The sequence below is a fragment of the Streptomyces alboniger genome, from assembly GCF_008704395.1.
In the GTDB taxonomy this organism is placed as follows: domain Bacteria; phylum Actinomycetota; class Actinomycetes; order Streptomycetales; family Streptomycetaceae; genus Streptomyces; species Streptomyces alboniger.
The window spans coordinates 4922967-4945687 of sequence record NZ_CP023695.1 but is presented as its reverse complement, the minus strand read 5'-3'; the positions used below and the strand labels follow the sequence as shown (position 1 = coordinate 4945687).

24 protein-coding genes are annotated in these 22721 nt (G+C 71.6%); 17 read left to right on the top strand and 7 right to left on the bottom strand.

Going from position 1 to position 22721, the window contains the following annotated elements; translation table 11 throughout:
* The first annotated feature begins 52 nt into the window (after positions 1–52).
* The 8 genes from CP975_RS22245 to CP975_RS22210 all read left to right on the top strand — a co-directional run bounded on the left by CP975_RS22245 (position 53) and on the right by CP975_RS22210 (position 9876).
* Positions 53–3289 (top strand): tetratricopeptide repeat protein, encoded by a 3237-nt coding sequence (locus CP975_RS22245; RefSeq protein ID WP_055528512.1) that lies wholly within the window; start codon positions 53–55, stop codon positions 3287–3289.
* Between the two features lie 134 nt (positions 3290–3423).
* Positions 3424–3678, top strand: coding sequence for an acyl carrier protein (locus CP975_RS22240; RefSeq protein WP_055528511.1), 255 nt, complete (start codon positions 3424–3426; stop codon positions 3676–3678).
* Positions 3679–3694: 16 nt separating this feature from the next.
* Positions 3695–5041, top strand: a complete 1347-nt coding sequence (locus CP975_RS22235) for a WS/DGAT domain-containing protein (protein WP_167532715.1) — start codon at positions 3695–3697, stop codon at positions 5039–5041.
* A 105-nt stretch (positions 5042–5146) separates the two neighbouring features.
* On the top strand, positions 5147–6406 hold the full coding sequence (locus CP975_RS22230; RefSeq protein WP_055528507.1) for a wax ester/triacylglycerol synthase domain-containing protein: 1260 nt from the start codon (positions 5147–5149) through the stop codon (positions 6404–6406).
* Between the two features lie 84 nt (positions 6407–6490).
* Positions 6491–6790: an acyl carrier protein gene (locus CP975_RS22225; protein ID WP_342787970.1), complete on the top strand. Its 300-nt coding sequence runs from the start codon at positions 6491–6493 to the stop codon at positions 6788–6790.
* A complete protein-coding gene (locus CP975_RS22220) occupies positions 6787–7992 on the top strand; it encodes a beta-ketoacyl-[acyl-carrier-protein] synthase family protein (protein ID WP_055528504.1) in 1206 nt (401 codons plus the stop codon). The genes CP975_RS22225 and CP975_RS22220 overlap by 4 nt, the downstream gene beginning before the upstream one ends.
* A gap of 28 nt (positions 7993–8020) precedes the next feature.
* Positions 8021–9298, top strand: a complete 1278-nt coding sequence (locus CP975_RS22215) for a wax ester/triacylglycerol synthase domain-containing protein (protein ID WP_055528503.1) — start codon at positions 8021–8023, stop codon at positions 9296–9298.
* A gap of 173 nt (positions 9299–9471) precedes the next feature.
* Entirely contained in the window at positions 9472–9876 is a 405-nt protein-coding gene (locus CP975_RS22210) for a peptidase inhibitor family I36 protein (protein ID WP_055528532.1), read from the top strand.
* Here the strand turns inward: CP975_RS22210 and CP975_RS22205 are convergent.
* Complete coding sequence (locus CP975_RS22205; RefSeq protein ID WP_246201806.1) at positions 9873–10124, bottom strand: hypothetical protein; 252 nt, start codon at positions 10122–10124, stop codon at positions 9873–9875. The genes CP975_RS22210 and CP975_RS22205 overlap by 4 nt on opposite strands.
* A 19-nt stretch (positions 10125–10143) precedes the next feature.
* Positions 10144–11025 (bottom strand): mycothiol conjugate amidase Mca, encoded by an 882-nt coding sequence (gene mca / locus CP975_RS22200; RefSeq protein ID WP_150477261.1) that lies wholly within the window; start codon positions 11023–11025, stop codon positions 10144–10146.
* Between the two features lie 124 nt (positions 11026–11149).
* Between mca and CP975_RS22195 the strand changes: the two genes are divergently transcribed.
* Together CP975_RS22195 and greA are read left to right on the top strand one after the other, a co-directional pair.
* The gene (locus CP975_RS22195) at positions 11150–11584 is read left to right on the top strand and encodes a DUF4307 domain-containing protein (RefSeq protein ID WP_246201591.1); all 435 of its coding nucleotides are present in this window, start codon (positions 11150–11152) and stop codon (positions 11582–11584) included.
* 201 nt (positions 11585–11785) lie between these two features.
* Positions 11786–12283 (top strand): transcription elongation factor GreA, encoded by a 498-nt coding sequence (gene greA / locus CP975_RS22190; protein WP_055528497.1) that lies wholly within the window; start codon positions 11786–11788, stop codon positions 12281–12283.
* Between the two features lie 61 nt (positions 12284–12344).
* Here greA and CP975_RS22185 read toward each other — a convergent pair whose 3' ends face one another.
* From CP975_RS22185 to ilvA, 3 genes are all read right to left on the bottom strand, one after another.
* Entirely contained in the window at positions 12345–13196 is an 852-nt protein-coding gene (locus tag CP975_RS22185) for an ABC transporter permease (RefSeq protein WP_055528495.1), read from the bottom strand.
* A complete protein-coding gene (locus CP975_RS22180; protein ID WP_055528494.1) occupies positions 13193–14200 on the bottom strand; it encodes an ATP-binding cassette domain-containing protein in 1008 nt (335 codons plus the stop codon). Before CP975_RS22180 ends, CP975_RS22185 begins: the two co-directional genes overlap by 4 nt.
* Before the next feature lie 83 nt (positions 14201–14283).
* Positions 14284–15513, bottom strand: coding sequence for a threonine ammonia-lyase (gene ilvA / locus CP975_RS22175; RefSeq protein ID WP_055528492.1), 1230 nt, complete (start codon positions 15511–15513; stop codon positions 14284–14286).
* 157 nt (positions 15514–15670) lie between these two features.
* On the opposite strand from ilvA, the gene CP975_RS22170 reads away from it, so the two are divergent.
* From CP975_RS22170 to CP975_RS22160, 3 genes are all read left to right on the top strand, one after another.
* Positions 15671–16189 carry a MarR family winged helix-turn-helix transcriptional regulator gene (locus CP975_RS22170; protein ID WP_055528490.1) on the top strand — a complete coding sequence of 173 codons (519 nt, stop codon included), beginning with the start codon at positions 15671–15673 and terminating at the stop codon, positions 16187–16189.
* A gap of 83 nt (positions 16190–16272) precedes the next feature.
* Positions 16273–16755: a sigma factor-like helix-turn-helix DNA-binding protein gene (locus tag CP975_RS22165; protein WP_055528488.1), complete on the top strand. Its 483-nt coding sequence runs from the start codon at positions 16273–16275 to the stop codon at positions 16753–16755.
* Positions 16756–16783: 28 nt separating this feature from the next.
* On the top strand, positions 16784–17035 hold the full coding sequence (locus CP975_RS22160) for a hypothetical protein (RefSeq protein WP_055528486.1): 252 nt from the start codon (positions 16784–16786) through the stop codon (positions 17033–17035).
* A 25-nt stretch (positions 17036–17060) separates the two neighbouring features.
* On the opposite strand, the gene CP975_RS22155 is transcribed toward CP975_RS22160, so the two are convergent.
* Complete coding sequence (locus CP975_RS22155; protein WP_055528485.1) at positions 17061–18224, bottom strand: cystathionine gamma-synthase; 1164 nt, start codon at positions 18222–18224, stop codon at positions 17061–17063.
* A gap of 124 nt (positions 18225–18348) precedes the next feature.
* On the opposite strand from CP975_RS22155, the gene CP975_RS22150 reads away from it, so the two are divergent.
* Both CP975_RS22150 and msrA read left to right on the top strand, forming a co-directional pair.
* On the top strand, positions 18349–19467 hold the full coding sequence (locus tag CP975_RS22150) for a hypothetical protein (protein ID WP_055528483.1): 1119 nt from the start codon (positions 18349–18351) through the stop codon (positions 19465–19467).
* Between the two features lie 112 nt (positions 19468–19579).
* Positions 19580–20278 carry a peptide-methionine (S)-S-oxide reductase MsrA gene (msrA, locus tag CP975_RS22145; RefSeq protein ID WP_055528482.1) on the top strand — a complete coding sequence of 233 codons (699 nt, stop codon included), beginning with the start codon at positions 19580–19582 and terminating at the stop codon, positions 20276–20278.
* Here msrA and CP975_RS22140 read toward each other — a convergent pair.
* Positions 20275–21195, bottom strand: a complete 921-nt coding sequence (locus CP975_RS22140) for a hypothetical protein (RefSeq protein ID WP_055528481.1) — start codon at positions 21193–21195, stop codon at positions 20275–20277. The genes msrA and CP975_RS22140 overlap by 4 nt on opposite strands.
* A gap of 238 nt (positions 21196–21433) precedes the next feature.
* Between CP975_RS22140 and CP975_RS22135 the strand changes: the two genes are divergently transcribed.
* The gene (locus CP975_RS22135; RefSeq protein ID WP_055528480.1) at positions 21434–22093 is read left to right on the top strand and encodes a ClpP family protease; all 660 of its coding nucleotides are present in this window, start codon (positions 21434–21436) and stop codon (positions 22091–22093) included.
* A 14-nt stretch (positions 22094–22107) separates the two neighbouring features.
* Complete coding sequence (locus CP975_RS22130) at positions 22108–22716, top strand: ClpP family protease (RefSeq protein ID WP_055528479.1); 609 nt, start codon at positions 22108–22110, stop codon at positions 22714–22716.
* The last annotated feature ends 5 nt before the right edge of the window (positions 22717–22721 follow it).

Here is a 22721-nt window from a genome sequence, read left to right as displayed (position 1 = left end):
CGCAGCACACTTGCGACCGCAGGCAACCGTTGCTCTCGGAGGGGGAACCCATATGCGGGACAGCCATCGGGCCGAGGCCGAGCGGCTGTTGGCACGGGCCGTGGAGGAGGAGGTGCGGCGCTCGGGCGGGCGCGTCGACGGCGCCGTACTGCTCTCCCGGGCGCGCGGCGCCCTGGACGCGATGGCGCAGACGGCCGCCGAGGAGTACGACACGTACACCCGGGCGCTGGACGAGGCGGATGCCGGGCGGCTCACCTTCGGCCAGCGGTACGCGCGCGAGGGCGCCGGAACTCCCCTTCTGGTGGCGGTGGTTGCCGCCGTCGCGGCCGGGGTGTCCGACCTGTCGTTCGGCACGAGCGTCGGTACGGCCCTCGGTACCGGCGCGGTCGTCGCGGTGGCGGGAGCTGCGGCGACGGTCCTGAAGGTGACGGCCTCCCACGTGCCGGCGGCGAGCCGCCGCGCCGGGGCGCTCAGCCAGCCGGGCGGGCCCGAACAGCTGCGGCTCCAGTGGCTGACGGCACTGGAGGTGCGGGGCATCAGGCCCTTCCTCGACCAGCAGCGGGTCCTCGCCGCCTCCACGGGCACGGGGACGGCGAAGAAGGCCGCGCCGCAGCTGCGCGGCACGGACAAGAGCGCGGCGGCGCGCAGGCGCTCCGCGCTGGAGCAGTCCTTCTCCCAACTCCCTCAGAACGATAGGCATTTCGCGGGGCGCAGGGCCGAGCTCGGACAGATCGCCCGGTGGGTGCACGCGGCGCGCGCCAGCACGGACACCCGGCCCACGGTCGTCATGCTGTACGGCGCGCCCGGCTCGGGAAGGTCATCGCTCGCGGTGCGGGCCGCGCACGATCTGCGGGACCAGTTCCGCGGCGCGTGCGTGGTGGACCTGCGCGGCGACGCCCCGCGGGAGACCCCGCTGTCCACGCGCGACGCGCTGCTGCACCTGCTGAATCGATTGGGCGCGCCGCGCGAGCAACTGCTCTTCCGGGAGCGTTCCTCGCAGGAACAGCAGGTCAAGCGGCTCAGCGAGCTGTATCACCAGTATCTGACGGGTGTGGCGGTGGTCATCGTCCTGGACGACGCGGGCGACGCCGAGCAGGTACGCACCCTGATCCCGGAGCGCTCGGACAGCCTCGTCCTCGTCACCGCGCGGGAGCCGCTGGAGATCCCCGCCGACCTGCCCGCCTGGGTGCACCGGCTCCCGGTCGAGGCGCTGGACGAGGCGGGCGCGGAGGAGCTGCTGCGGGAGTCCGCCGAGGACCCCTCCGGGCCCTACGACGCCGAATCTGCCGATACCGTACGCGAGTTGTGCGGCGGTCTGCCGCTCGCGCTGCGCGCCGCCGGGTCCTCGCTCGGCCCGCGCACCCCGCGCCGGCTCGCGGCGGACCTCGCGGCGTACGGGCCCGCCGACAAGGTCGGCCCCATCGAGCGCGTCCTGTGGCTGCGCTACACCGACCAGTCCGAGCCCGCCCGGCGCCTGCTGCGGCGCCTCGCGCTCGCCGGACGCGCCTCGCTCGGCCCTGCCGCGGCGGCGGCGCTGCTCGCCACGGACGAGCAGGAGGCGGGCCGCCGGCTCACCGCGCTCTCCGACGCGGGCCTGGTCGACCGGCTCCGGGGCGGCCGCTACCGCCTGCACGACCTCGTACGCACCTTCGCCCTCGCCCGCCTCCTGGACGAGGAGGAGCCCGCCGAGCGCACCGCCGCGCAGGAGCGGCTCATCGTCAGCTACGGCGAGCTGGCCGACACGGTGATCCGCCTGGTCGACGGCAAGACGTCCACCCGGTCGAACACCGTCTTCCGGTCGGGGACCGCCGGGCAGCACGGCTTCACCTCCCTCGACGCGGCGCTGCGCTGGCTGGACGACGAGTCGACGTTCATCACGGCGGCCCTGCGGCACGCGGAGGGCGTCGACCAGCGGGCCGTCCTGAACCTCCTCGGCGCCCTGTGCGACTACTGCCTGCTGCGCGGCGACCTCTACCGTTTGGGCGAGATCAACGAACTCACCCAGGCCATCGACCAGGGTCTCCTCGGCCGCAGCGTGCAGTGGCGCACGGGCATCGCGGCCCGTCAGCTCGGCGAGCTGGATCAGTCGCGTACGACGTTGAACTCCGTCGTCGACCTCTACTTCGAGGCCCACCAGGACGCCGCCGCGGCCCGCGCGCTCGGCTCCCTCGGCATCACGCTGCACCACCAGGGCAACCTCACGGAGGCCGCGGCCCGGCTGACGGAGGCGCTGGACCTCCAGGCCTCCGACGAGCTGGCGGGCGACCGGGCCTGGACGCTGCACGCGCTCGCCGCGGTGGAGCGCGACCGTGCCCATCTCGCGCACGCCCTCGACATGCTGGAGCGGGCGCTCACCCTGCACCGCGCGGGCGGCTCCGTGCACGGCGAGGCGTGGACACACTTCCAGCTCGGGCAGCTGCGGCTGCGCATGGGCGACGTACCGCGCGCGGAGACGGAGCTGCGCGACGCCCTCGACCTGTACGGCCGCACGCGCGACGCGCGCGGCGAGGCCTGGGCCATGACGCAGCTGGCGCGGGCCCGCCTGGTGGACGGCGACCCCTCACCGGCGGTCGACGGCCTGCGCCAGGCGGTGTCCCGGCACCGCGACAACGAGGACGTGCGGGGCGAGGCCTGGTCGCTGTACTACCTCGGCCAGGCCCTGGAGGAGATGGGCAGCCTCGACCAGGCGGTGCGTGACCTGGAGCGGGCGCGCACGATGTTCTCCCGGATGCGGGACGTGTACGGGCTCGCGTGCGCCCGCCACCACTCGGCGCGCGTCACCCGCGACCAGCGCGCCGCCCAGACCGGCTCGCTGCGCAACTCCGGGTTCGCCCGCCAGCTCCTGGTCGACGCCCGTGCCGACTTCCAGCGGATCGGCGTCGCGCACGGCGAGGCCTGGACATGCCTGGAGCTGGCGGTCGTGGACGCGGGCAACTCCCGCACGCAGCAGGCGCTGGCCCTGTGCGACGAGGCGATCACCCTGTTCACCTCTTACGGCGACCGCCGCGGCGAGGACTGGGCCCGCTTCCTGCGCTGCACCCTGCTGCCGTACGCCTCACCGGGCGGCTGGGAGATCGGCACGGCGGTCGCCCAGGAGGAGCTGAATCAGCTCGCCCGCGCCGACCACCCGACCCGCGACGGCAAGCTCGCCGACTACTTCCAGGCGTACGGGCTGCTCCTGGAGCGGGGCGCCGAGCTGGAGACGGGCTGGCAGGCGTGGCGCCTCGGCATGGTGCCCAACCGGCACGCCCGGGAGGTGATGGGGGTGGAGGTGCCGCGGCCGCGGTGACCGGCCGCGTCCAATCCCGTACTCCCTTCAGGTGAAATGCCTCTAGGCGGCCGGTTATGCCGAGTGGCGTCGTAAGGATGGGAGGTCGCAGGGGCCGTCGGCATGCCGGTCCGAGCTGACCTCAAGGAGATGCGATGACCAAGGGATACAGCACTGTCGTGGATATCCTCGTGGACAAATTCCGGTGCGCGGAAGAGGAGTTGACGCCCGCCACGACCGTGGAGGACGTGGATCTCGACTCGCTCGCGCAGGTCGAATTCGCCATCACCCTGGAGAACAGGATCGGCCGGCCGTTCAGCGAGGATCAACTCACCCTGGACACCACACTGGGCGAGATCGCCGCCGCCGTCGAATCCTCATTGTCCGTCGGCACCTCTTATGAAAAATAGTATTGCCCTGTCACCTGTGGACGAACTCCTCTGCGGCGCGGGCACGCACCCCAAACCCCCTATCGCCATGGCCGCGTTGTTCACGGGGGCACCACCACCCCTCGATGATCTGCGCGACAGGGTGGTCGAGCGCTGGGGCGGTCTTCCCCTGCTGCGCCGGACTCTGCTGCGGCCCGCGCGGCCGACGTGGCTGCGCCCGCACCGCTGGGTGCCGCTCGACGGCTTCGACGTCCGCGCCCACGTCCGCGACCACGTCCTGGACACCCCCTCCGAGGGCCGGCGCGTGGATGGGGGCGCCGGCGGTACGGCATTCACCGACCTGCTCGGCCGGCTGGTCACCCAGCCCGTGCCCGACGGGCTGCCGCCCTGGCGCCTGCGGCTCGTACGCACGGTGCGGCAGACCGGCCCACAGGAGTGGTTCGGGCTCGTCCTGAGCGCCCATCACGCCCTGATGGACGGCCGTTCCTTGGAGCTGCTGCTGAGCAGTCTCCTCGACGGCGGTCCCGGGCGCGGCGCCAAGGCCGCGGGGCGCGCGCGGGCCGTCCGGACGCCTCGGCTCCCCGGACCTCGACGCGCGGTGCAGGACGGGCAGCCCCGGAGCACCGGTCGGCCGCTCGACGCGCTGCGCTCGGGGCAGGCCCTGCCGCTGCCCTCCGGCCCACCGGGGGCGAAGCGGGATCTCGCCTGGGTGGACGTGGACACGGACGCGGTACGAGCGGCCCGCCGGGCCCTGCCCGGACTCGGCGCGACCCTCAACGAAATCCTGCTCGCGGCCTCCGCGGGCGCCCTGCGGACCGTCCACGGCGACCCGGACCACTGGGCCGCGGCCACCCGCCCGCTGTACGGCCTGTTCGCCGTGGACCTGCGCACGCCGGAGCAGCCCGAGACGCTGGGCAACGTCGTCTCAGCGGTGCGGATACCGCTCCCCATGGCCATCGACAGCCCCCGGGAACGGCTTGCGGCATGCCGGGCAGAGGCGGCCGCTTCCGACTCCGCGCACACCGCGGCCGCCGCCACACAATTGCTCAGCACCGCCGCCCGTCTGGGCCCCTGGGGGCTGCGCCTGCTCGCCGTACGAGCCAATTCGCGCCGGTGGGCCCCCGTGGTCTGTACTGCCATCAGGTGGCCCCGGGGCCCGTGGTTCCTGGACGGCGCGCCGCTGGCGAAGGCGATCACCCTGCCCCAGGTGCAGAACCCGGAGGCGGTCAGCCTGACCCTGACGAGCTACGCGGGCACGCACACCCTCTCCGTGATCAGCAACACCCCTCCGGGCCAAGCCCGTTTGCTGGCGGCCGCGTTCGAACGCGAACTGACGTCCCTCGGCGGCACGGTGAGCACCGCCGGTCGTAACTCCCCGCTGTGAATCTCGTTGCCTTCTGTGACTGCGAGCGGCGGTCGAGTCAGGCCAACAGCGCCCGGAACAAGGAAGATCCCCAAAGGATGCCCCCCAGCGGAGGAGATGTCGGCCATGGATCGCATGAGGCTCTCCTTCCCCGATGCGACGCTGCTGCACAACGGCTGCCCCGGTGTCATCGGCGCGGCGGCGGTCTTCACCGGCGAGGAGCCTGACCTCCGCGAAGTCCGGGCGCGGGTCGCCGAACGATGGACGGCGCTGCGACGGATGAGCCACCTGCTCGACATCTCGCTCACGACAGGCGCGGGCGAGCGGCGGACACCGCGTCGACGCCGCCCCCACTGGGTCGTACCCGGGCCGTTCGAACCCGAGGCGCACGTCCTTGCCGCGCCGGGCAAGCTCGACGACCTGTGGGCGGACGTGGTGGGCCGCCCGCTCCCCGACGGGGCGCCGCCCTGGCGGCTCTACGCCGTTCCTGGCGGCCCGGACGGTGGGTTCGCCCTGGCACTGGTGGCCCAGCACGTGCTGCTGGACGGGCGTTCCCTCGAAACCCTGCTGCGCCTTCTGATGGACGACGCCGTCCCGGCGCGGGGCGCGGGCCGTACGCCGCGGCCCCGCGTCCGGCTCGGCGCCGTGGCCAGGGAACTCAAGGCGCTGGCGGCCCGCGGGCAGGCCCTCCCGACACCGTCGCCTCCTCGGACGTCCCCCTCGGTCGCCGTACGCGCACTGCCCGCCCCCACGATCCGCGCCGCGCGCCGGCACCCCGTGGACACGCGCGGCGCGACGCTGAACGAACTGCTGGTCGGCGCGGTCGCCGGGGGGCTGCGCGCCCATTTCGGCCCCCCACGCCACTGGCCGCGCACCCGGCCCGTGTACACGGCCGTACCGAGCGACCTGCGTGCCCGGGACGACCAGGACGCTCTGGGCAACGGCTCCACGGCCGTACAAGTGGCGCTGCCCCTCGACCATGACGACCCCGTCGCCCGCCTGCGGGTCTGCCAGAACTCGCTGCGAGCGGTGCCCGCACGGTCCGGCGTCCACGCCGCCGCACTGCTCCCCATGGCAGAAACGGTCCACCGTGCGGCGCCCTGGCTGACCGCTCGGATGGCGGACAGTGCCACGGAGCCGACCTTCGTGGCGACGGTGACGACCGCCATGAAATGGCGTGACGCGTCATCCGCCTTTCGCGGCAACCGACTTCAGCACGTCGTGGGGCTGCCGCCGCTGCACCGGCCGGGCAGTGCGAGCTTCCATCTGATGCAGAGCAATACCGCCTGCACGCTCACCGTGGTCTGCCACTTGCTCCCCGACAGCGCCCAACTACTCGCCGACGCCGTGGTGGGTGAATTCGAGACCCTGGCGCGGATGTCATGACGCCACCGCAAGCCCCGGCGCCACTGGAAGACCTGACACCGGAAGACCTGACGCACCGGAAGACCTGAAGAAGGGAAAAGCACCGTGGAAACAGAAGTGAACGCGGCGGTAGAAGCTGAACAATCGGAAGTATGGGCCGAGTTGCGCCCCCTTTGCGCACACATCATGTCCGTGCCGCAGGAGCACGTCGTCCCGCACGCCCGGCTCGTGGCCGACCTCGGGGCCGACAGCCTGGACGTCACCGAACTCCAGGTCGCCTCGGAGGAACTGTTCGGCGTGTCCCTCAAGGGAGCCGACCCCGCCGCGGTGTCCACGGTCGGTGACGTCGCCGCTCTCATCGTGAAGCAGCGCACCCGGCCCGCCCCGGGCGTGGTCACTGGATGACACGCAACGACGCTGTCGCGGTCACGGGCCTCGGAGTCCGCTGCGGGGCCGGGGCGACGACGGGTGAGCTGTGGGAGAACCTCCTGCGCTCCCGTTGCGCGGCCACGCTGCACGCCTTCGACGACGAGGCCACCGTCGTGCACCCCGCGTATCCCATGCCCGACTTCACTCCCGAGGGCTACCTCGCCCCGAAAGAGGCACGCCGAGCGGACCGCTCCGTGCAGATGGCGGTGTGCGCCGCCATGGACGCGGTCACGGACGCCGGGGGCCTGCACGTCCCCGCCGCGCGCAGGGCGGTCGTCACCGGCACCACCTACGGCGGCCTGATCAGCCAGGAACACGGCATCGGCAAGCCCGACGTGTTCTACCCGGCGCGGGTGATGCCCAACGCCGGTGCGTACTGGATCAGTTCCAAGGCCGATGTCACCGGCCCCACCCTGACCCTCTCCACCGCGTGCGCCTCGGGAACGCACGCCGTGGGCGAGGCGATGCAGATGATCCGGGCCGGGCGCGCGGACGTGGTCGTGACCGGCGGCCACGACAGTCCGTTCACCGCGACGACCGCACTCGCCTTCGCGCGGTCCGGAGCCATGGTCACGGACTGCGCCGAACCCGCCCGCGCCTCACGGCCGTTCGACGCGGAGCGGCAGGGGTTCCTCCTCGCGGAGGCGGCGGCCTTCATGGTGCTGGAACGGCTGGACCTCGCCCGCGCCCGGGGCGCGCGGATCTACGCCACCCTGATCGGGTACGGGTGCACATCCGACGCCCACCACCTCACGGCACCGCACCCCGACGGCACCGGTGCGACCGCCTGCATGGAGCAGGCACTCGCCGACGCCGGTATCGCTCCCGACGCCGTCACCCACGTCAACGCGCACGGCACCGGCACCACGCTCAACGACCTGGCGGAAGCGCGCGCCATCACCTCCGTGTTCGGTCCCGCCGCCGTGCCGGTGACCGCCTCCAAGTCGGTGACCGGGCACGCCCTCGGGGCTGCGGGAGCCCTGGAAGCCGTAATCACCGCTCTGTCGCTGCACGAAGGAGTCGTACCGCCCACCGCCCACCTCACGCGGCTGGACCCCGAGTGCGATCTCGACATCGTCGTCCAGCCGCGCAAGCTGTCCGCGGGACCGGCGATCAGCAACAGCTTCGGCTTCGGCGGGCACAACTCCTGTGTCGTCCTCGACTCGGCCGAGCGCTGACGCAGATGAAGAGCGAAGGGTCGTACACATGAGGCTGTCGGGACTCGACGAAGGCTTCGTGCGCACCGGGCTGTCCGGGACGATCGGCACGGCCGCGCTCTTCACGGGAGAGCCTTTCGACCTGGCCGAGCTGCGGTCCCGCGTCGGCGAGCGGTGGGGAGGGCTCGACCGGATGCATCAGGTCCTGGAGGCGCCCCGCGGACCGGCGGCCCTCTCGGGCCACCGCTGGGCGGCCGGGAGACCGTTCGACCCCGCCGCGCACGTCATCGCTTCCGAGCAGGAGCTGCGCCCGCTCCTGTCCGCGTCGGTCGGCCGGCGGCTGCGGCCCGACCGGCCTCTGTGGCAGCTGCTGGTACCGAAGCCCGCTCCGAACGGCGAACACGCCCTGGTGCTGCTCGCCCATCACGCACTCATCGACGGCAGTTCCATGGCGACCCTCCTTCGCCTCCTCATGGACGGCTCCAAGCTCGCCACGCCCCGGGCGCCCGCACCACTGCCCGCGGTACCGATTCCCACGCCGCCGGTTCCCTCGCCACCGCGGCAGCGCCCCCGCGTCCGCCCCGCCGCCCTCTTCAGAGAGTGCCGGGACAGCAACGCCCTGGGGCAGCGCCTGCCGCTGGCATCCGGCGAAGCCCACCCGTCCCTCGCTGTCACCCGGCTCGACCCGGACGTGATGCGCTCGGCCCGCCGCCGGCCCGCGGGGGGACGCGGAGCGACCTTGAACGAACTGCTGCTCGGTGCCGTGGCGGGCGCCCTCCCCACCTGCTACGGCACCACCTCGTCCTGGCCCCGGGGGCGCGCGCCCCTCTACGCGACGGTGCCGGTGGACCTGCGCGGCCGGTCCGAGGCGCAGAAGCTCGGCAACTTCATCACCGCCGTCCGCATCCCGCTGCCCCTCGGCACCGACTCCCCGGCCGGGCGCCTGCACACGTGCCAGAACCTGATGGCGGACCTGCACCAACGCCGCCAGGCCCACCACGCGGCCCTGCCCGTCCTGGAGGGTGCCGCGCGCGCGGTGCCCTGGCTCACCGCGGCGCTGGCCAGGCGCATGATTCGGCCCGAGGTCACCACGGCCGTGTGCACGGCGTTCAAATGGCGGGACAATCCGAGCCACCTGCACGGCCGGCGCCTGAGCGGCGTCGTCTCCCTGCCCGCGCTCTCCTCACCCGGCACCGCCAACCTCAGCCTCGTGCAGACCGCCGACGTCTACACCCTCTCCGTGGTGAGCCACCTCCGACCGGAGGACTCCCAGCTGATCGCCGACACCGTCGCGGAGGAACTGGCGGCGGTGGCGACAGCGGCGTAGGCGAGGTACCCGAACAGGGTCGGAGGCCGTCAGGACCGCTCTGCGCGAGTCACCCCCGCGAGTCACCCCTGCGGGGGGTAGCGGACCGCTCCGCGCATCCACAAGTCTGGAGGGTCTGTCGAGCCGAGGAAGGGCGGATCGGAATGCGCAAGGGCATCACGATGAGGAACAAAATGAGGAACAAGCTGTCGGTACTGGTCGTGGGGGTGGCCGCCGCGGCCGCCACCGTGGTCCCGGGCACCACCGCGCACGCGGCTGACGGGTACGACCGGTGCCCCAGCGGCTACTACTGCATGTTCTCGGGCCTCGACGGCACCGGCGACATGATCACCCTCAGGGGGAACACCCCGGACCTGGCGGCGCTCGGCATGAACGACCGGGCCAAGTCGGACTGGAACCGCACCGCCTCGACCATCTACCTCTGGTCCGAGGCGCACTACAGCGGCTGCACGGCCGTGACTTCCTCCGGCCCGACGGGCAAGGGGAACTTCTTCCCCACCTACCAGGACTTCTTCAGCTCGGTGCAGTTCGACGGGCCGGGCGGCCCGAGCTGTGGCACGCCGCCCGGCGAGGGCTAGCTCTCGCCGCCCGGCTTCTTCTCGTCGGCGGCCGCATTCGAGCCGGTCGTCGCGGCGACCGGCTCGTCGCCCGGCTTCGGCCGCCCGGATTCCGGCTCCTTGAAGTCGACCTTGCCCATGTGCCGGTTCATCGACTTCATGAGGCCCCACACGGCCAGGGCCATCACCGCGAAGACGATGAATCCGAGGACGCCGGGGGTCACCTTGTCGTCGTCGACCTCCTTGGCAAGAGGGACGAGATGCGTCATTGCCAGATGTGCGTTCACGCTAGGCATTGTCGCGGATGCCCGCAAAGAGGTCGTCCTCGGGGAGGGAAGTATCGACGAGCGACTTCGCCAGCTCGTACTCCTCCGTGGGCCAGACCTTCTTCTGGAGCTCCATCGGGACGCGGAACCAGCCGCCGTCGGGGTCGATCTGCGTGGCGTGGGCGATCAGGGCCTTGTCGCGGATCTCGTAGAAGTCGGCGCACGGGACGTGGGTGGTCAGGGTGCGCTCGACCCGCTCGAACTCGTCCCACCGCTTGAGCCAGTCCCCGTACGGCGACTCCAGACCGTGGTCGAGCATCGCCTGGTGGAGGGCCTCGGTGCGCGGGCGGTTGAAGCCCTGGTTGTAGTAGAGCTTCTGCGGCTGGAAGACCGCGCCGAACTCGCTCTCCGGGTACTTCTCGGCGTCCGCCGCGCCCTCGAACGCCACCATCGTGATCTTGTGGGTCATGATGTGGTCGGGGTGCGGATAGCCGCCGTTCTCGTCGTACGTCGTGATCACCTGCGGGCGGAACGCGCGGATCTGGCGCACCAGCTCGCCCGCCGCCTTGTCCACGTCCTCCAGCGCGAAGCAGCCCTCGGGCAGCGGCGGCAGCGGGTCGCCCTCGGGGAGCCCCGAGTCGACGAAGCCGAGCCACTCCTGCTTGACGCCGAGGATCTCGCGCGCCTCGTCCATCTCCTTCTTGCGCACCTCGTGGATGTTCTCCTGGATGTAGGTGTCACCCTGGAGCTTCGGGTTGAGGATGTCGCCGCGCTCACCGCCCGTGCAGGTCACGACGAGCACGTCCACCCCCTCGGACACGTACTTGGCCATGGTGGCCGCGCCCTTGCTCGACTCGTCGTCGGGGTGGGCGTGCACGGCCATCAGTCGAAGCTGCTCAGTCAAGACTCGATCCTCAAGGTATTGGGCGCCCTCGGTCATCCGGCGCAACACGCGGCTTCTATAGTGACGGAACCGGGGGGCGGAAAATTCCGGCATCCCCTGTTCCTGGAGGACGATCATGGCGGCGGTGGGTTCGAAGCCTTCCGAGGGGCCTTCCGAGGCACATCCGGAAGGGCTTCCCCAGGGGCGGTACGGCCGCTCGCGCACGGCTGACGAGGCCGCCGACCGCAAGCTGAGGATCGTGGGCTCCGTGCTGGGCGTGGTCCTGCTCGGCGTAGTCGGGTGGTTCGGTTACGACTACGTCAACGGTACGAAGCTCAGCGCCGAGGTCATCAAGTTCGACGTCGTTTCGGCCACCGCCGTCGAGGCGCACCTGGAAGTGCGCAAGGACGCCGACGCCAAGGGGTACTGCACCCTGCGCTCACAGGCCGAGTCCGGCGCCGAGGTCGGCCGCGCGGACTTCCGCTTCGACCAGCGCGAGGGCCGTATCGACCGGGTCGTCACCCTGCGTACGACCGAGAGGGCGACCAGCGTCGAGCTGCTGGGCTGCCACTCCGACTGACACGGCCGACCGGGCCGGCAGGTGACACGGCCGGGTGCGGCCCCGCTTTACGGCCCTCACCTGCGTTGACGTGATTCTGATGGCTTATGTCCTCCCCCTGGCGCACCGGAATTGTTAGGCTCGTGGTTTCGCCCACCCGTGAGGGAACATCCTTCTGGGTAGGGCGATGCTTTGTATTCCCAGTACCTACGAGGAGCACCTGTGACCCAGACCAGCGAGAACGTCACCTGGCTGACCCAGGAGGCGTACAACCAGCTCAAGGCCGAGCTGGAGTACCTGTCTGGTCCCGCGCGCACCGAGATCGCCGCGAAGATCGCGGCGGCGCGCGAGGAGGGGGACCTGCGCGAGAACGGCGGGTACCACGCGGCCAAGGAGGAGCAGGGCAAGCAGGAGCTCCGCGTCCGCCAGCTGACCCAGCTCCTGGAGACCGCCAAGGTCGGTGAGGCCCCGGCGGCCGACGGCATGGTGGCGCCCGGCATGGTCGTGACCATCGCCTTCGACGGCGACGAGGACGACACCCTGACGTTCCTGCTCGCCTCCCGGGAGTACGCGAGCGACGACATCGAGACGTACTCGCCGCAGTCCCCGCTGGGCTCGGGCGTGAACGGCAAGAAGATCGGCGAGGACGCGCGGTACGAACTGCCGAACGGCAAGCTCGCCTCCGTCAAGATCCTTGAGGCCAAGCCGTACCAGGGCTGAGCCGTAGCGTCGCAGCAAGGACGGGCCCCCGGCACCTCAGGTGCCGGGGGCCCGTCGCGCGTCAGGCCGTCGCCGAGCGGTACTTGCGGACCGCCAGCGTGCGGAAGACCAGGATGATCAGGACCGAGTAGATCACCGAGGCCCAGACCGGATGCTGCATGGGCCAGGCCGTGGACGCCGAGACGCCCGGGTTGCCGAACAGCTCGCGGCAGGCCTGGACGGTGGCGCTGAAGGGGTTCCAGTCGGCGACGTGGCGCAGCCAGGGTGTCATCTGGCTGGAGTCCACGAACGCGTTCGAGATGAACGTGACCGGGAAGAGCCAGATCAGGCCGCCCGACGTGGCCGCCTCCGGAGTGCGCACCGAGAGGCCGATGAGCGCGCCGACCCAGGTGAAGGCGTAGCCGAGCAGGAGCAGCAGGCCGAAGGCGCCGAGCGCCTTCCAGATGCCCTCGTGGATGCGCCAGCCGACGAGCAGCGCCACGATCGCGAGGACCAGCAGGGTCAGCGCGGTCTGCACGAGGTCGGCGATGGTGCGGCCGGTGAGGACCGCGCCGCGCGCCATGGGCAGTGACCGGAAGCGGTCGATGAGGCCCTTGTGCATGTCGTCGGCGATACCGGCTCCCGCGCCCGCGGTGGCGAAGGTGACGGTCTGGGCGAAGATGCCCGCCATCAGGAAGTTGCGGTAGACGGAGGGGTCGGTGCTGGCGCCGATCTTCATGGAGCCGCCGAAGACGTAGCTGAACAGCACCACGAACATAATTGGCTGAATCAGACCAAATATCATCATCTCGGGAATTCTGGACATGCGGATGAGGTTCCGCTTGGCGACGACCAGGGAGTCCCTGACGGACTGGCCGATGCCGCCCGCGGGCCTGGGGCCCGCCGAGGGCACGGCGTCGGTGACGGTGCTCATATGCCGGCCTCCTTGTTCCGCTTGGCCTTGGCCGCGGCGCCCGCGCCGTTGCCCTCGTCCTCCAGCGCCGCGACGTGGCCGGTGAGGGAGATGAAGACGTCGTCGAGGGTCGGGCGGCGCAGGCCGATGTCGTCGATCTCGATGCCGCGCGTGTCCAGCTCACGGATGACCTCGGCGAGCAGCTTGGCGCCGCCGGTGACGGGCACGGTCAGCTTGCGCGTGTGCTCGGCGACGGTGACGTCCCCCTTGCCGAAGCCGCGCAGGACCTCGGAGGCGGTGGGGATGTGCTCGCGCTCGTGCACCACGACCTCGACGCGCTCGCCGCCGGTGCGGGCCTTGAGCTGGTCGGAGGTGCCGCGGGCGATGACGCGGCCGTGGTCGACGACGCAGATGTCGTGCGCGAGGTGGTCGGCCTCCTCCAGGTACTGGGTGGTCAGCAGGAGCGTCGTACCGCCCGAGACGAGTTCCTGGATGACCTCCCACAGCTGCTGGCGGTTGCGCGGGTCGAGGCCGGTGGTGGGCTCGTCCATGAACATCACCGGCGGCGAGACGACGAGCGCGGCCGCAAGGTCGAGGCGGCGGCGCATGCCTCCCGAGTACGTCTTGGAGGGGCGGTCCGCGGCGTCGGCGAGGTGGAACCGGTCGAGCAGCTCACCCGCCCTTGCCTTGGCCTCCTTCGCCCTCATCTGGTAGAGCCTGGCGACCATCTGGAGGTTCTCGCGGCCCGTCAAGTACTCGTCCACGGCGGCGAACTGACCGGAGAGGCCGATCGCCCGGCGCACCTCGTTCGGGTGCTTGAGCACGTCGATCCCCGCGACGACGGCCCTGCCGCTGTCGGGTGTCAGGAGCGTCGTCAGACAGCGCACCGCGGTGGTCTTGCCCGCGCCGTTCGGCCCGAGGAGGCCGAGCACGGTGCCCTCGGGGACGTCCAGATCGACGCCGTCCAGAGCCCTTACGTCACCGAAGGTCTTCACCAGACCTTCGGCGTAGATGGCGCCTGGCATGTGGGTCTCCCAGTGGTCCGGTGGGGGGACTTCCTGGGAAAAGTTTAGATTTGTCGGACATCATGCGCCTGGTGGGCGGGGGCTCAGACGATGACCGTGTAGCCCGCCTCGCGCAGCGCCGCGCCCACCTCGGCGCAGTGTTCGGGCCCCTTCGTCTCCAGGTGCAGCTCGACCTCCGCCTCGGTCAGGCCGAGGCGCGGGTCGGTGCGTACGTGACTCACGTCGAGGACGTTGGCGTCGACCACGGTCAGCACGCCGAGGAGCGTGGCGAGGGCGCCGGGGCGGTCCGTCAGGCGCAGCCGCAGCGACAGGTAGCGGCCCGCCGCCGCCATGCCCTGGCGCAGGATGCGCTGCATCAGGAGCGGGTCCACATTGCCGCCCGAGAGCAGCGCGACGACCGGCCCCTCGAACGACTTCGGGCTGCTCAGCAGGGCCGCGACGGGGCTGGCGCCCGCGGGCTCGACGACCAGCTTGGCGCGCTCCAGGCAGAGCAGCAGGGCGCTGGACAGCTCGTCCTCGGAGACCGTGACGATGTCGTCGACCAGGTCCTCGACCAGTTGGAACGGAACATCACCGGGGCGTCCGACCTTGATGCCGTCCGCCATGGTCGCGGGGTTGTCGATCGACACCGGGTGCCCCGCGGCGAGCGAGGGCGGGTAGGCCGCGGAGCCCGCCGCCTGCACGCCGACGAGCCGCACGTCCGGGCGCAGCGCCTTGACGGCCACCGCGATGCCCGCCGCGAGTCCGCCGCCCCCGACGCCGACGACGAGGGTGCGCAGCTCGGGGCACTGCTCCAGGACCTCCAGGCCGACCGTGCCCTGCCCCGCGATGATGTCGGGGTGGTCGAAGGGGTGGATGAAGACCGCGCCCGTCTCGCGCGCGTACTCCTGCGCGGCGGCCAGCGTCTCGTCGACGACCTGGCCGTGCAGCCGCACCTCGGCGCCGTACTCCCTGGTCGCCGCGACCTTGGGCAGGGGCGCCCCGGCGGGCATGAACACCGTGGAGCGCACGCCGAGCAGTGAGGAGGCGAGGGCCACGCCCTGCGCGTGGTTGCCCGCGCTGGCGGCCACGACACCCGCGGCGCGCTCCTCGGGAAGCAGGCCCGCGATACGCACGTACGCCCCGCGCAGCTTGAAGGAGCCCGTCCGCTGGAGGTTCTCGCACTTGAGGTGCACCGGCGCGCCGACCAGCTGGGACAGGTGCCTGCTGCCCTCCATCGCCGTCATCCGGGCCACTCCGGAGAGCATCTTCCGCGCACCGCGCACATCGTCGAGGGTGACGGTCGGCAAGGAGTGAGGCGTGCGATAGCTCATGACGCCAAGTCTCGCAGCCGCCGCCCGAGTCCTCCCGCGGTGACCAAAGGCCGAGACCGTTCTGCGCGTAGGTTTGCGCAGCGCAGGTACGGTCCGCGTCCCGGCCGCGTACCCTGTCCCCCAACCCACCGCCCTCGCATGAAGTGAGCCCCCGGCCATGCCCACAACTCCGGACATGACGACCGCCAGTGAACCCGGCCTTCTCGACAGCTTGCAACACCAGGTGGCGGTCTTCGCCCGCCGCGCGGAGCAGACCCGCCTCGGCGGGGTAGGCCAGGTCCGCAACTCCATGGACCGCGCCGCCTATCTGCTGCTCAACCGCCTCGACAAGGAAGGGCCGATGGGCGTCAAAGCGCTCGCGGCGAGCATGGGCATCGACTCCTCGACGGTCACCCGGCAGGTCGCCCCGCTGGTCGACACCGGGCTCGTCAAGCGCACCTCGCACCCGGAGGACGGCCGTGCCGTGGTGCTCCAGCTGTCGCCGCGCGGCCAGGCCAGGCTCGACGAGGTGCGTTCCTCGCGGCGCGAGCTGATGGCCGAACTGACGCAGGACTGGGCGCCGGAGGAGCGTGAGAGCTTCTGCGCGCTCCTCACACGCTTCAACTCCGCCCTCTCGGCTCGCCAGACGTCACACGCGGCGCCCGGCGGAGAGGTTCCGGCCACTCCGGAGTCTTGACCCCGGCCCCGCCCTGGCCTCATATGAGAGCGGGACGCCCCCTTGTGCGGGGTTCCCCTCCTTCCTTCCGGCCGGGAGGCGCGGTGCGAGAACGGCAGGCGTTCCAGGACGCCCGCCGTGCCCGGGAGTTCGAGGCGTTCGTCGCGGGCGCGGCAGGCAGGCTCCTGCATGCCGCGACGCTGCTCACCGCCGAGCGCCCGGCGGACAACCCACGCGCGCGTGCCCTGCTGACCGCCGCCCTCGCACATACGTACGCGGCGTGGGACCGGCTGCGCGGCGAGGACCCTTACGACCGCACCCGCCAGCAGCTCGCCCTGCGCTTCGCGCGCGGGGCCTGGCGCCACCATCGCGGTCACGGCGGCGTCCTGGCCCGGCTGAGCCCCCAGGAACGGCTGATTCTCGTGCTCCGGATGTACGAGGGCGTGGCCGAGGAACAGACGGCGGCGCTCCTCGGGCTGCCGGCCGAGCGGGTCGCGGCGATCTGCGCGCGTGCCATAGCGACGGCCCTGCATCCGCCGCGCGGGCCCGCGCCGACGGGGGCGCTGAGCGGGGCGGCGCCCTCATGAGCCGGTACGAGCGTGGGGCGGTGCCCTCATGAGCCAGTACGAGCGCAAGGAGACGGCCGTCCGGCGGCTCCTGGAGAGTGCGCAGGCGTCGGTGCCGCCGGGGCTCTTCGATGACGCCGTGCGGCGGGGCGGGCGGATGTTGCGGCGGCGCGTGGTGCTGCGCAGGCTCCTGTGGGTGGTGCTGCTCGCCTGCGTGGTGGCGTTCGCCGTGTGGGCGTCCGTCGCGCAGCCGTGGGCGGAGCCGCCTTCGGAGACGACTCCGCCGCTTACTCGCTGGTAGCGGGGGGGTGTTCGTGCCGGACGGACTAGCCCAGTGCCTGCTGGAGGTCCGCCAGGAGGTCGTCCGCGGATTCGATGCCCACCGACAGGCGCACCAGGTCCGCCGGGACCTCCAGGGCCGAGCCCGCCACCGAGGCGTGCGTCATGCGGCCCGGGTGCTCGATCAGGGACTCGACACCGCCCAGGGACTCGCCCAGGGTGAAGAGCTTGGCGCGGTTGCAGACCTCGACGGCCGCCTCCTCGCCGCCCTCGACCTGGAACGACACCATGCCGCCGAACGCCTTCATCTGCTTGGCGGCGATCTCGTGACCGGGGTGCTCCGGAAGGCCCGGGTACAGGACGCGCGTCACGCGCGCGTGCCGGGTCAGCATCTCGGTGACCTTGGTGGCGTTCTCGCTGTGCCGGTCCATGCGCACCGCGAGGGTCTTGATGCCGCGCAGCACCAGCCAGGCGTCGAAGGGCCCGGCGACGGCCCCCATCGCGTTCTGGTGGTACGCAAGCTCCTCGCCGAGCGCCTCGTCGCCGACGACGAGCGCGCCGCCGACGACGTCCGAGTGGCCGCCCATGTACTTCGTCATGGAGTGCACGACGACGTCCGCGCCGAGGGCGAGGGGCTGCTGGAGGTAAGGGCTCGCGAAGGTGTTGTCGACGACGAGGCGCGCCCCGCTGTCACGGGCGATCTGCGCGACCGCGGCGATGTCGGTGATGCCGAGCAGCGGGTTGGAGGGGGTCTCCACCCAGATCGCCTTCGTACGGTCGGTCACCGCGGCCCGCACCGCCTCCGGGTCGGAGGTGTCGGCCACGGACCACTCGACGCCCCACCGCGAGACGACCTTGGCGAAGAGGCGGAACGTGCCGCCGTACGCGTCGTTGGGGATGACCACGTGGTCGCCGGGGCTGAGCAGCGCGCGCAGGAGGCAGTCCTCGGCCGCGAGGCCCGAGGCGAAGGCCAGCCCGCGGCGGCCGCCCTCCAGGGCGGCGAGATTCTCCTCCAGGGCGGTCCTCGTCGGGTTCGCGCTGCGGCTGTACTCATAGCCGCCGCGCAGGCCTCCGACGCCGTCCTGCTTGTAGGTCGACACCTGGTAGATGGGCGGGACGACGGCGCCGGTGAGCGGGTCGGCCGTGTTGCCCGCGTGGATCGCCACGGTCTCGAAACTCTGTGTGCCGGGCGTGCTGTGCAAGTCACTCATGCGGCCTGAGCGTAGTGCGCGCTCGGGCCCTTCCGCCCGGGGGAGAGGGTCCTTCCGTCCAAGTCGGTACGGGTACGTCCCGGCAGGTTGGCCAATTGTCGGACCCGTCTGGTTCGCTTGAGCCATGGAGATTCTCTGGTTCCTGTTCGCTGTGGTCATGATCGGCGCGGTCCTCGGGCCCGTGCTGCTGCGCAGGCGCGGCGGGATCCGGCAGGTCGAGCCCGGCTCACCGGACGCCGCGGACCCGGCGCACTACGGCTTTCTGCGCCAGGAGGAGCTGGACATCCGCATGCCGGGGCCGGACGCCGATCTCCTGGAAGTCCTCGACCTCGTTCAGCGCACGCAGGGGTGGCAGGCCGCCTCGCAGCTCCTCGCGGGCACGGAGACGCACGGCGAGCAGCGCTGGCAGCGTGTGCAGGCCTTCGCGGGAGCGGCCTCACTGGAGCTCCAGCAGCGGCCGGGCGGCGTGAGCGACAGCCCCGGCGGGCAGTGGCTGCGGGTGTGGCGGGCCGAGGCTCCCAAGGACGCCGGTGGCGCCGCGGTGCACGCGGAGTTCCTGGTCCAGCAGGCGTGGCGGACGGCCGCCCAGGGCACGGACGAGTTCCGGATCATTCTGGAGGAGGCCAAGGAGGCGTGCGCGCAGGCGGCGCTGCTCGCGCCGGGTGACCCGGTCCCGTACATCATCGAGCTGTCCATCGCGCGCGGTCTCGCGTACCCCCGCGAGGAGTTCGAGCAGCTCTGGCTGAAGATCCTGGACCGCGCGCCCGCGCACATGGGCGCGCATCTGGCGGCGCTGCACTACTGGTGCGAGAAGTGGCACGGCTCGCGCGACCTCGCGTACAGCTTCACGGAGGCGGCCGCGGCGCGCGCGCCCCGCGCCTCCCTCCTCGCGGCGCTCCCGCTCTTCGCCGTCTACGAACACATGCCCGAGGTGAATCTCGTCCGCGGCTTCTACGAGAGCGAGGTCGTCACGAAGGCCGTCGAGGGCGCCCTCTTCGCGGTGCACGCGGCCCGCCCGGACGACCCGATGCTGGCGCACGTCCGCCACCTCCTGGTGTTCTTCCTGGTCCGCTGCGAGCGCTGGGCGGAGGCCATGCACCAGCTGGTGCACGTGGACGGCCACGTCGGCGCGCTGCCCTGGACCCTGACCCCCGACCCGGCCGAGAGCTACGCGGTGTACCGCGCGCTGGCCGTAGCCGGGTACGAGGCGAACGGCGGAAGCCCGGCGACGCTGTCGCTCTGAGCGGCCCGGATCGCAAGGCCGGAATGCAGGGACCCGCCCAGCACGTTCCCCTGGTGCAGCCCTCTACGAAGCTGTACGCGCCCTGTCAGGCCCCGCACGAGGAGAGACCCGCATGATCTTCGGCCGCACGCCCGAGCTCCCCACCCCCGAGCAGGCCCTGAAGGGCCGGGCGACCCCGGAATTCGAGGTCCCCTCGCGCCACACGGTCCTCGGCAACGCACTGCTCGGCCCCTACCCCGAGGGCCTGGCCGTCGCGGACTTCGCGCTGGGCTGCTTCTGGGGCGCGGAGCGCAAGTTCTGGCAGACGCCGGGCGTCTGGACGACGTACGTCGGCTACCAGGGCGGCTATACGGAGCACCCGTCCTACGAAGAGGTCTGCTCCGGCCTGACGGGCCACACGGAGGCGGTCCGCGTCGTCTTCGACCCGGCGCGCGTCTCGTACGCGTCCCTCCTGAAGCTCTTCTGGGAGTCCCACAACCCCACGCAGGGCTTCCGCCAGGGCAACGACGTGGGCACGCAGTACCGCTCGGCGATCTACACCCACTCGCCCGAGCAGGAGGCGGGAGCGAAGGCGTCCCTGGAGGCGTACCAGAAGGTCCTGACGGCGGCGGGCCACGGCACGATCACGACGACGATCCTGCCCGCGGACAACAAGCCCTTCTGGCCGGCCGAGCCCTACCACCAGCAGTACCTGGACAAGAACCCCGACGGCTACTGCGGCATCGGCGGCACGGGCGCCCTCCTGGACACCCCCTCGGAGACGAACTGGGGCCGGGCATGCCCGACGGGCATCGCCCCGGCCGATAGCTAAGGGGCCCTGTGGGCGGTGGCGTGCCCGTACAGGCTCGCCACCTCGCCGAGAGCGGCCTCCAGGGCCGCGAGCCGGGTCTCGATCGCCGCCCTGTCCGTCAGGTGCTCCCGGCACTGTCTGAGCAGCGCCTCCAGGATCTTGAGCTTGGCCTCGTAGAAGTCGACGTAGTCCGCCATCGCCGTCCGCAGCGGGTGTGCCATGGCGTTGAAGATCACGCACACACCGTCGCCGCCGCCCGGGGCCACTTCCCGGGCGCGGTCGGCGATGTACGTCAGGCGCTCCCTGATCACCTCTGGTGTCTCCCAGTCCGGCAGACCGTACGCCGCGACGGTGATCGGCTCCCACGTGAGCGGCTTCGTCTTCTTTCCTCGCCTGGTCCTGCCGCAGTCGAGGGAGAGCGTCACCCGGTAGAAGTCCTGGCCCCTCACCGCCTCCCGTGCCATGAGGGAGAGCAGGAACCGGTCGTCCTCACCGGCGGCCACTTGCTGGTTGACGCCCCGCGTATGCCGGCCTTCCCGCAGAGGGAAACCGAAGCGGTAGGAACCGCTGGGTCCGAGACGGCGCTCGCAAACAGGCAGCGGTTCCGTGATCGGTCCGCCCGGCAGGTCGACCACCAGGGGCAGGTCCAGCGCCGGCACGTGGACGAGGCCCTCCACCTCCAGGGACACGCGGCGCACCAGGCAGCTCTGACCCCCGTCGTTGTGCACGGCGATGTCCAGGACGGGGCGCTCGGGGGCCAGTTCGTCGAGGACCCTCGCCGCGGGCTCCGGCTCCGCGAGGACAGCCGACGCGTCGGCCACCAAGACGTCGACCAGCCTGATCCTGCCGTCCGGCTTCCTTCTGGCCCGCAGCGTCGCCCAAGCCGCGATGGCCGCCGCGGCGACAGCCGCGACGGCCGCGATGACGGCGACCCCCATGTACCTCTCCCCTCACGTCGCGAGCCTCTGCCCGCGTAGGGCGCGCACCTGTCCCGCGCGCCGCGTCGGCAGCGTACTGAGGCCCACTGACAACGCCCGCGTCCTCAAGAACCGCGCCCGCCGGGCCTCTGCCCTCAGCGAATCTGCCCCCAGCCGAGATTTCTGACAGTCGCGGTCGCGGCGGGCAACAGTGGGGGCACGGCGCGGTGTTGGAGCCGCGGTAGTTGAGGGAGGTCCGATGTCAGTACTCGGCAGTGGCTGGGACGCGGTGGTGCGGCCGCGGGGTGAGGACGGGGAGACCGTCCCTTCGCGGTTCGACGATCACCTCGCCGCCCAGCTGCTCAACCAGCGGATCGTGTTCCTCGGGACGCAGGTCGACGAGGTGTCCGCCAACCGCGTCTGCGCGCAGATGCTGTTGCTGTCGGCGGAGGACCCCAAGACCGACATCAGTCTGTACATCAACAGCCCCGGTGGGTCGGTGACCGCGGGGCTCGCCATCTACGACACCATGCGGCTCATCCCGAACGACGTCTCCACCCTCGCCATGGGATTCGCCGCCAGCATGGGCCAGTTCCTGCTCAGCGTGGGGACGCGCGGCAAGCGGTTCGCGCTGCCCAACGCGCGGATCATGATGCACCAGCCGTCCGCGGGCATCGGCGGCACCACCGCCGACATCGCCATCCAGGCCGAGAACCTGGAGTTCACGAAGAGTGCCATCGAACGGATCACGGCCGAGCACACCGGCCAGAGCCCCGAAACGATCTCCCGGGACGGTGACCGCGACCGGTGGTTCACGGCCGAGCAGGCCAAGGAGTACGGGATGGTCGACCGCGTGGTCGAGTCCCTGGAGGACGTGCGGCCCGCCGGGTCGAAGCGGCGCATCGGGCTCGGGATCTGAGGGAGACAGCGGACATGAGTCAGTACACGATTCCCACGGTCGTCGAGCGCACCCCGCAGGGCGAACGCGCCTACGACATCTACAGCCGCCTGCTCTCCGAGCGCATCATCTTCCTCGGCACGGAGATCGACGACGGCGTCGCCAACGTCGTCATCGCGCAACTGCTCCACCTGGAGTCCTCCGCGCCCGAGCGTGAGGTCGCCATCTACATCAACTCGCCCGGCGGCAGCTTCACTTCGCTCATGGCCATCTACGACACGATGAGCTTCATCTCCGCGCCGATCTCGACGTTCTGCGTCGGCCAGGCCGCCTCCACCGCCGCCGTGCTGCTCGCGGGCGGCGACCCCGGCAGGCGGTTCGTGCTCGACCACGCGCGCGTGCTGCTCGGCCAGCCGGCGAGCCGCGGCCGGCAGGGGACGGTGTCCGATCTCGCCCTGGAGGCACAGGAGATGCTGCGGATCCGCTCCCAGGTGGAGGAGGTGCTGTCCCGGCATACGCACCACGACGTCGCCACCCTGCGCGCCGACATGGACCGGGACAAGGTCTTCACCGCGCAGGAGGCCGTCGCGTACGGCCTCGCCGATCAGGTACTCAGCAGGCGGGTCCTGCCCGTCGCCGCCTGACCCGG

What these genes read in the sequence shown, in the direction of transcription:
- msrA (WP_055528482.1), top strand. Translation starts at nt 19,580, where the DNA reads ATGATCTTCGGCCGCACGCCCGAGCTCCCCACCCCCGAGCAGGCCCTG.
- CP975_RS22245 (WP_055528512.1), top strand. Translation starts at nt 53, where the DNA reads ATGCGGGACAGCCATCGGGCCGAGGCCGAGCGGCTGTTGGCACGGGCC.
- CP975_RS22140 (WP_055528481.1), bottom strand. Translation starts at nt 21,195, where the DNA reads ATGGGGGTCGCCGTCATCGCGGCCGTCGCGGCTGTCGCCGCGGCGGCC.
- CP975_RS22215 (WP_055528503.1), top strand. Translation starts at nt 8,021, where the DNA reads ATGAGGCTGTCGGGACTCGACGAAGGCTTCGTGCGCACCGGGCTGTCC.
- CP975_RS22160 (WP_055528486.1), top strand. Translation starts at nt 16,784, where the DNA reads ATGAGCCAGTACGAGCGCAAGGAGACGGCCGTCCGGCGGCTCCTGGAG.
- CP975_RS22210 (WP_055528532.1), top strand. Translation starts at nt 9,472, where the DNA reads ATGAGGAACAAGCTGTCGGTACTGGTCGTGGGGGTGGCCGCCGCGGCC.
- CP975_RS22130 (WP_055528479.1), top strand. Translation starts at nt 22,108, where the DNA reads ATGAGTCAGTACACGATTCCCACGGTCGTCGAGCGCACCCCGCAGGGC.
- CP975_RS22230 (WP_055528507.1), top strand. Translation starts at nt 5,147, where the DNA reads ATGGATCGCATGAGGCTCTCCTTCCCCGATGCGACGCTGCTGCACAAC.
- CP975_RS22135 (WP_055528480.1), top strand. Translation starts at nt 21,434, where the DNA reads ATGTCAGTACTCGGCAGTGGCTGGGACGCGGTGGTGCGGCCGCGGGGT.
- CP975_RS22240 (WP_055528511.1), top strand. Translation starts at nt 3,424, where the DNA reads ATGACCAAGGGATACAGCACTGTCGTGGATATCCTCGTGGACAAATTC.
- CP975_RS22155 (WP_055528485.1), bottom strand. Translation starts at nt 18,224, where the DNA reads ATGAGTGACTTGCACAGCACGCCCGGCACACAGAGTTTCGAGACCGTG.
- ilvA (WP_055528492.1), bottom strand. Translation starts at nt 15,513, where the DNA reads ATGAGCTATCGCACGCCTCACTCCTTGCCGACCGTCACCCTCGACGAT.
- CP975_RS22185 (WP_055528495.1), bottom strand. Translation starts at nt 13,196, where the DNA reads ATGAGCACCGTCACCGACGCCGTGCCCTCGGCGGGCCCCAGGCCCGCG.
- CP975_RS22205 (WP_246201806.1), bottom strand. Translation starts at nt 10,124, where the DNA reads ATGACGCATCTCGTCCCTCTTGCCAAGGAGGTCGACGACGACAAGGTG.
- CP975_RS22220 (WP_055528504.1), top strand. Translation starts at nt 6,787, where the DNA reads ATGACACGCAACGACGCTGTCGCGGTCACGGGCCTCGGAGTCCGCTGC.
- CP975_RS22180 (WP_055528494.1), bottom strand. Translation starts at nt 14,200, where the DNA reads ATGCCAGGCGCCATCTACGCCGAAGGTCTGGTGAAGACCTTCGGTGAC.
- CP975_RS22150 (WP_055528483.1), top strand. Translation starts at nt 18,349, where the DNA reads ATGGAGATTCTCTGGTTCCTGTTCGCTGTGGTCATGATCGGCGCGGTC.
- CP975_RS22170 (WP_055528490.1), top strand. Translation starts at nt 15,671, where the DNA reads ATGCCCACAACTCCGGACATGACGACCGCCAGTGAACCCGGCCTTCTC.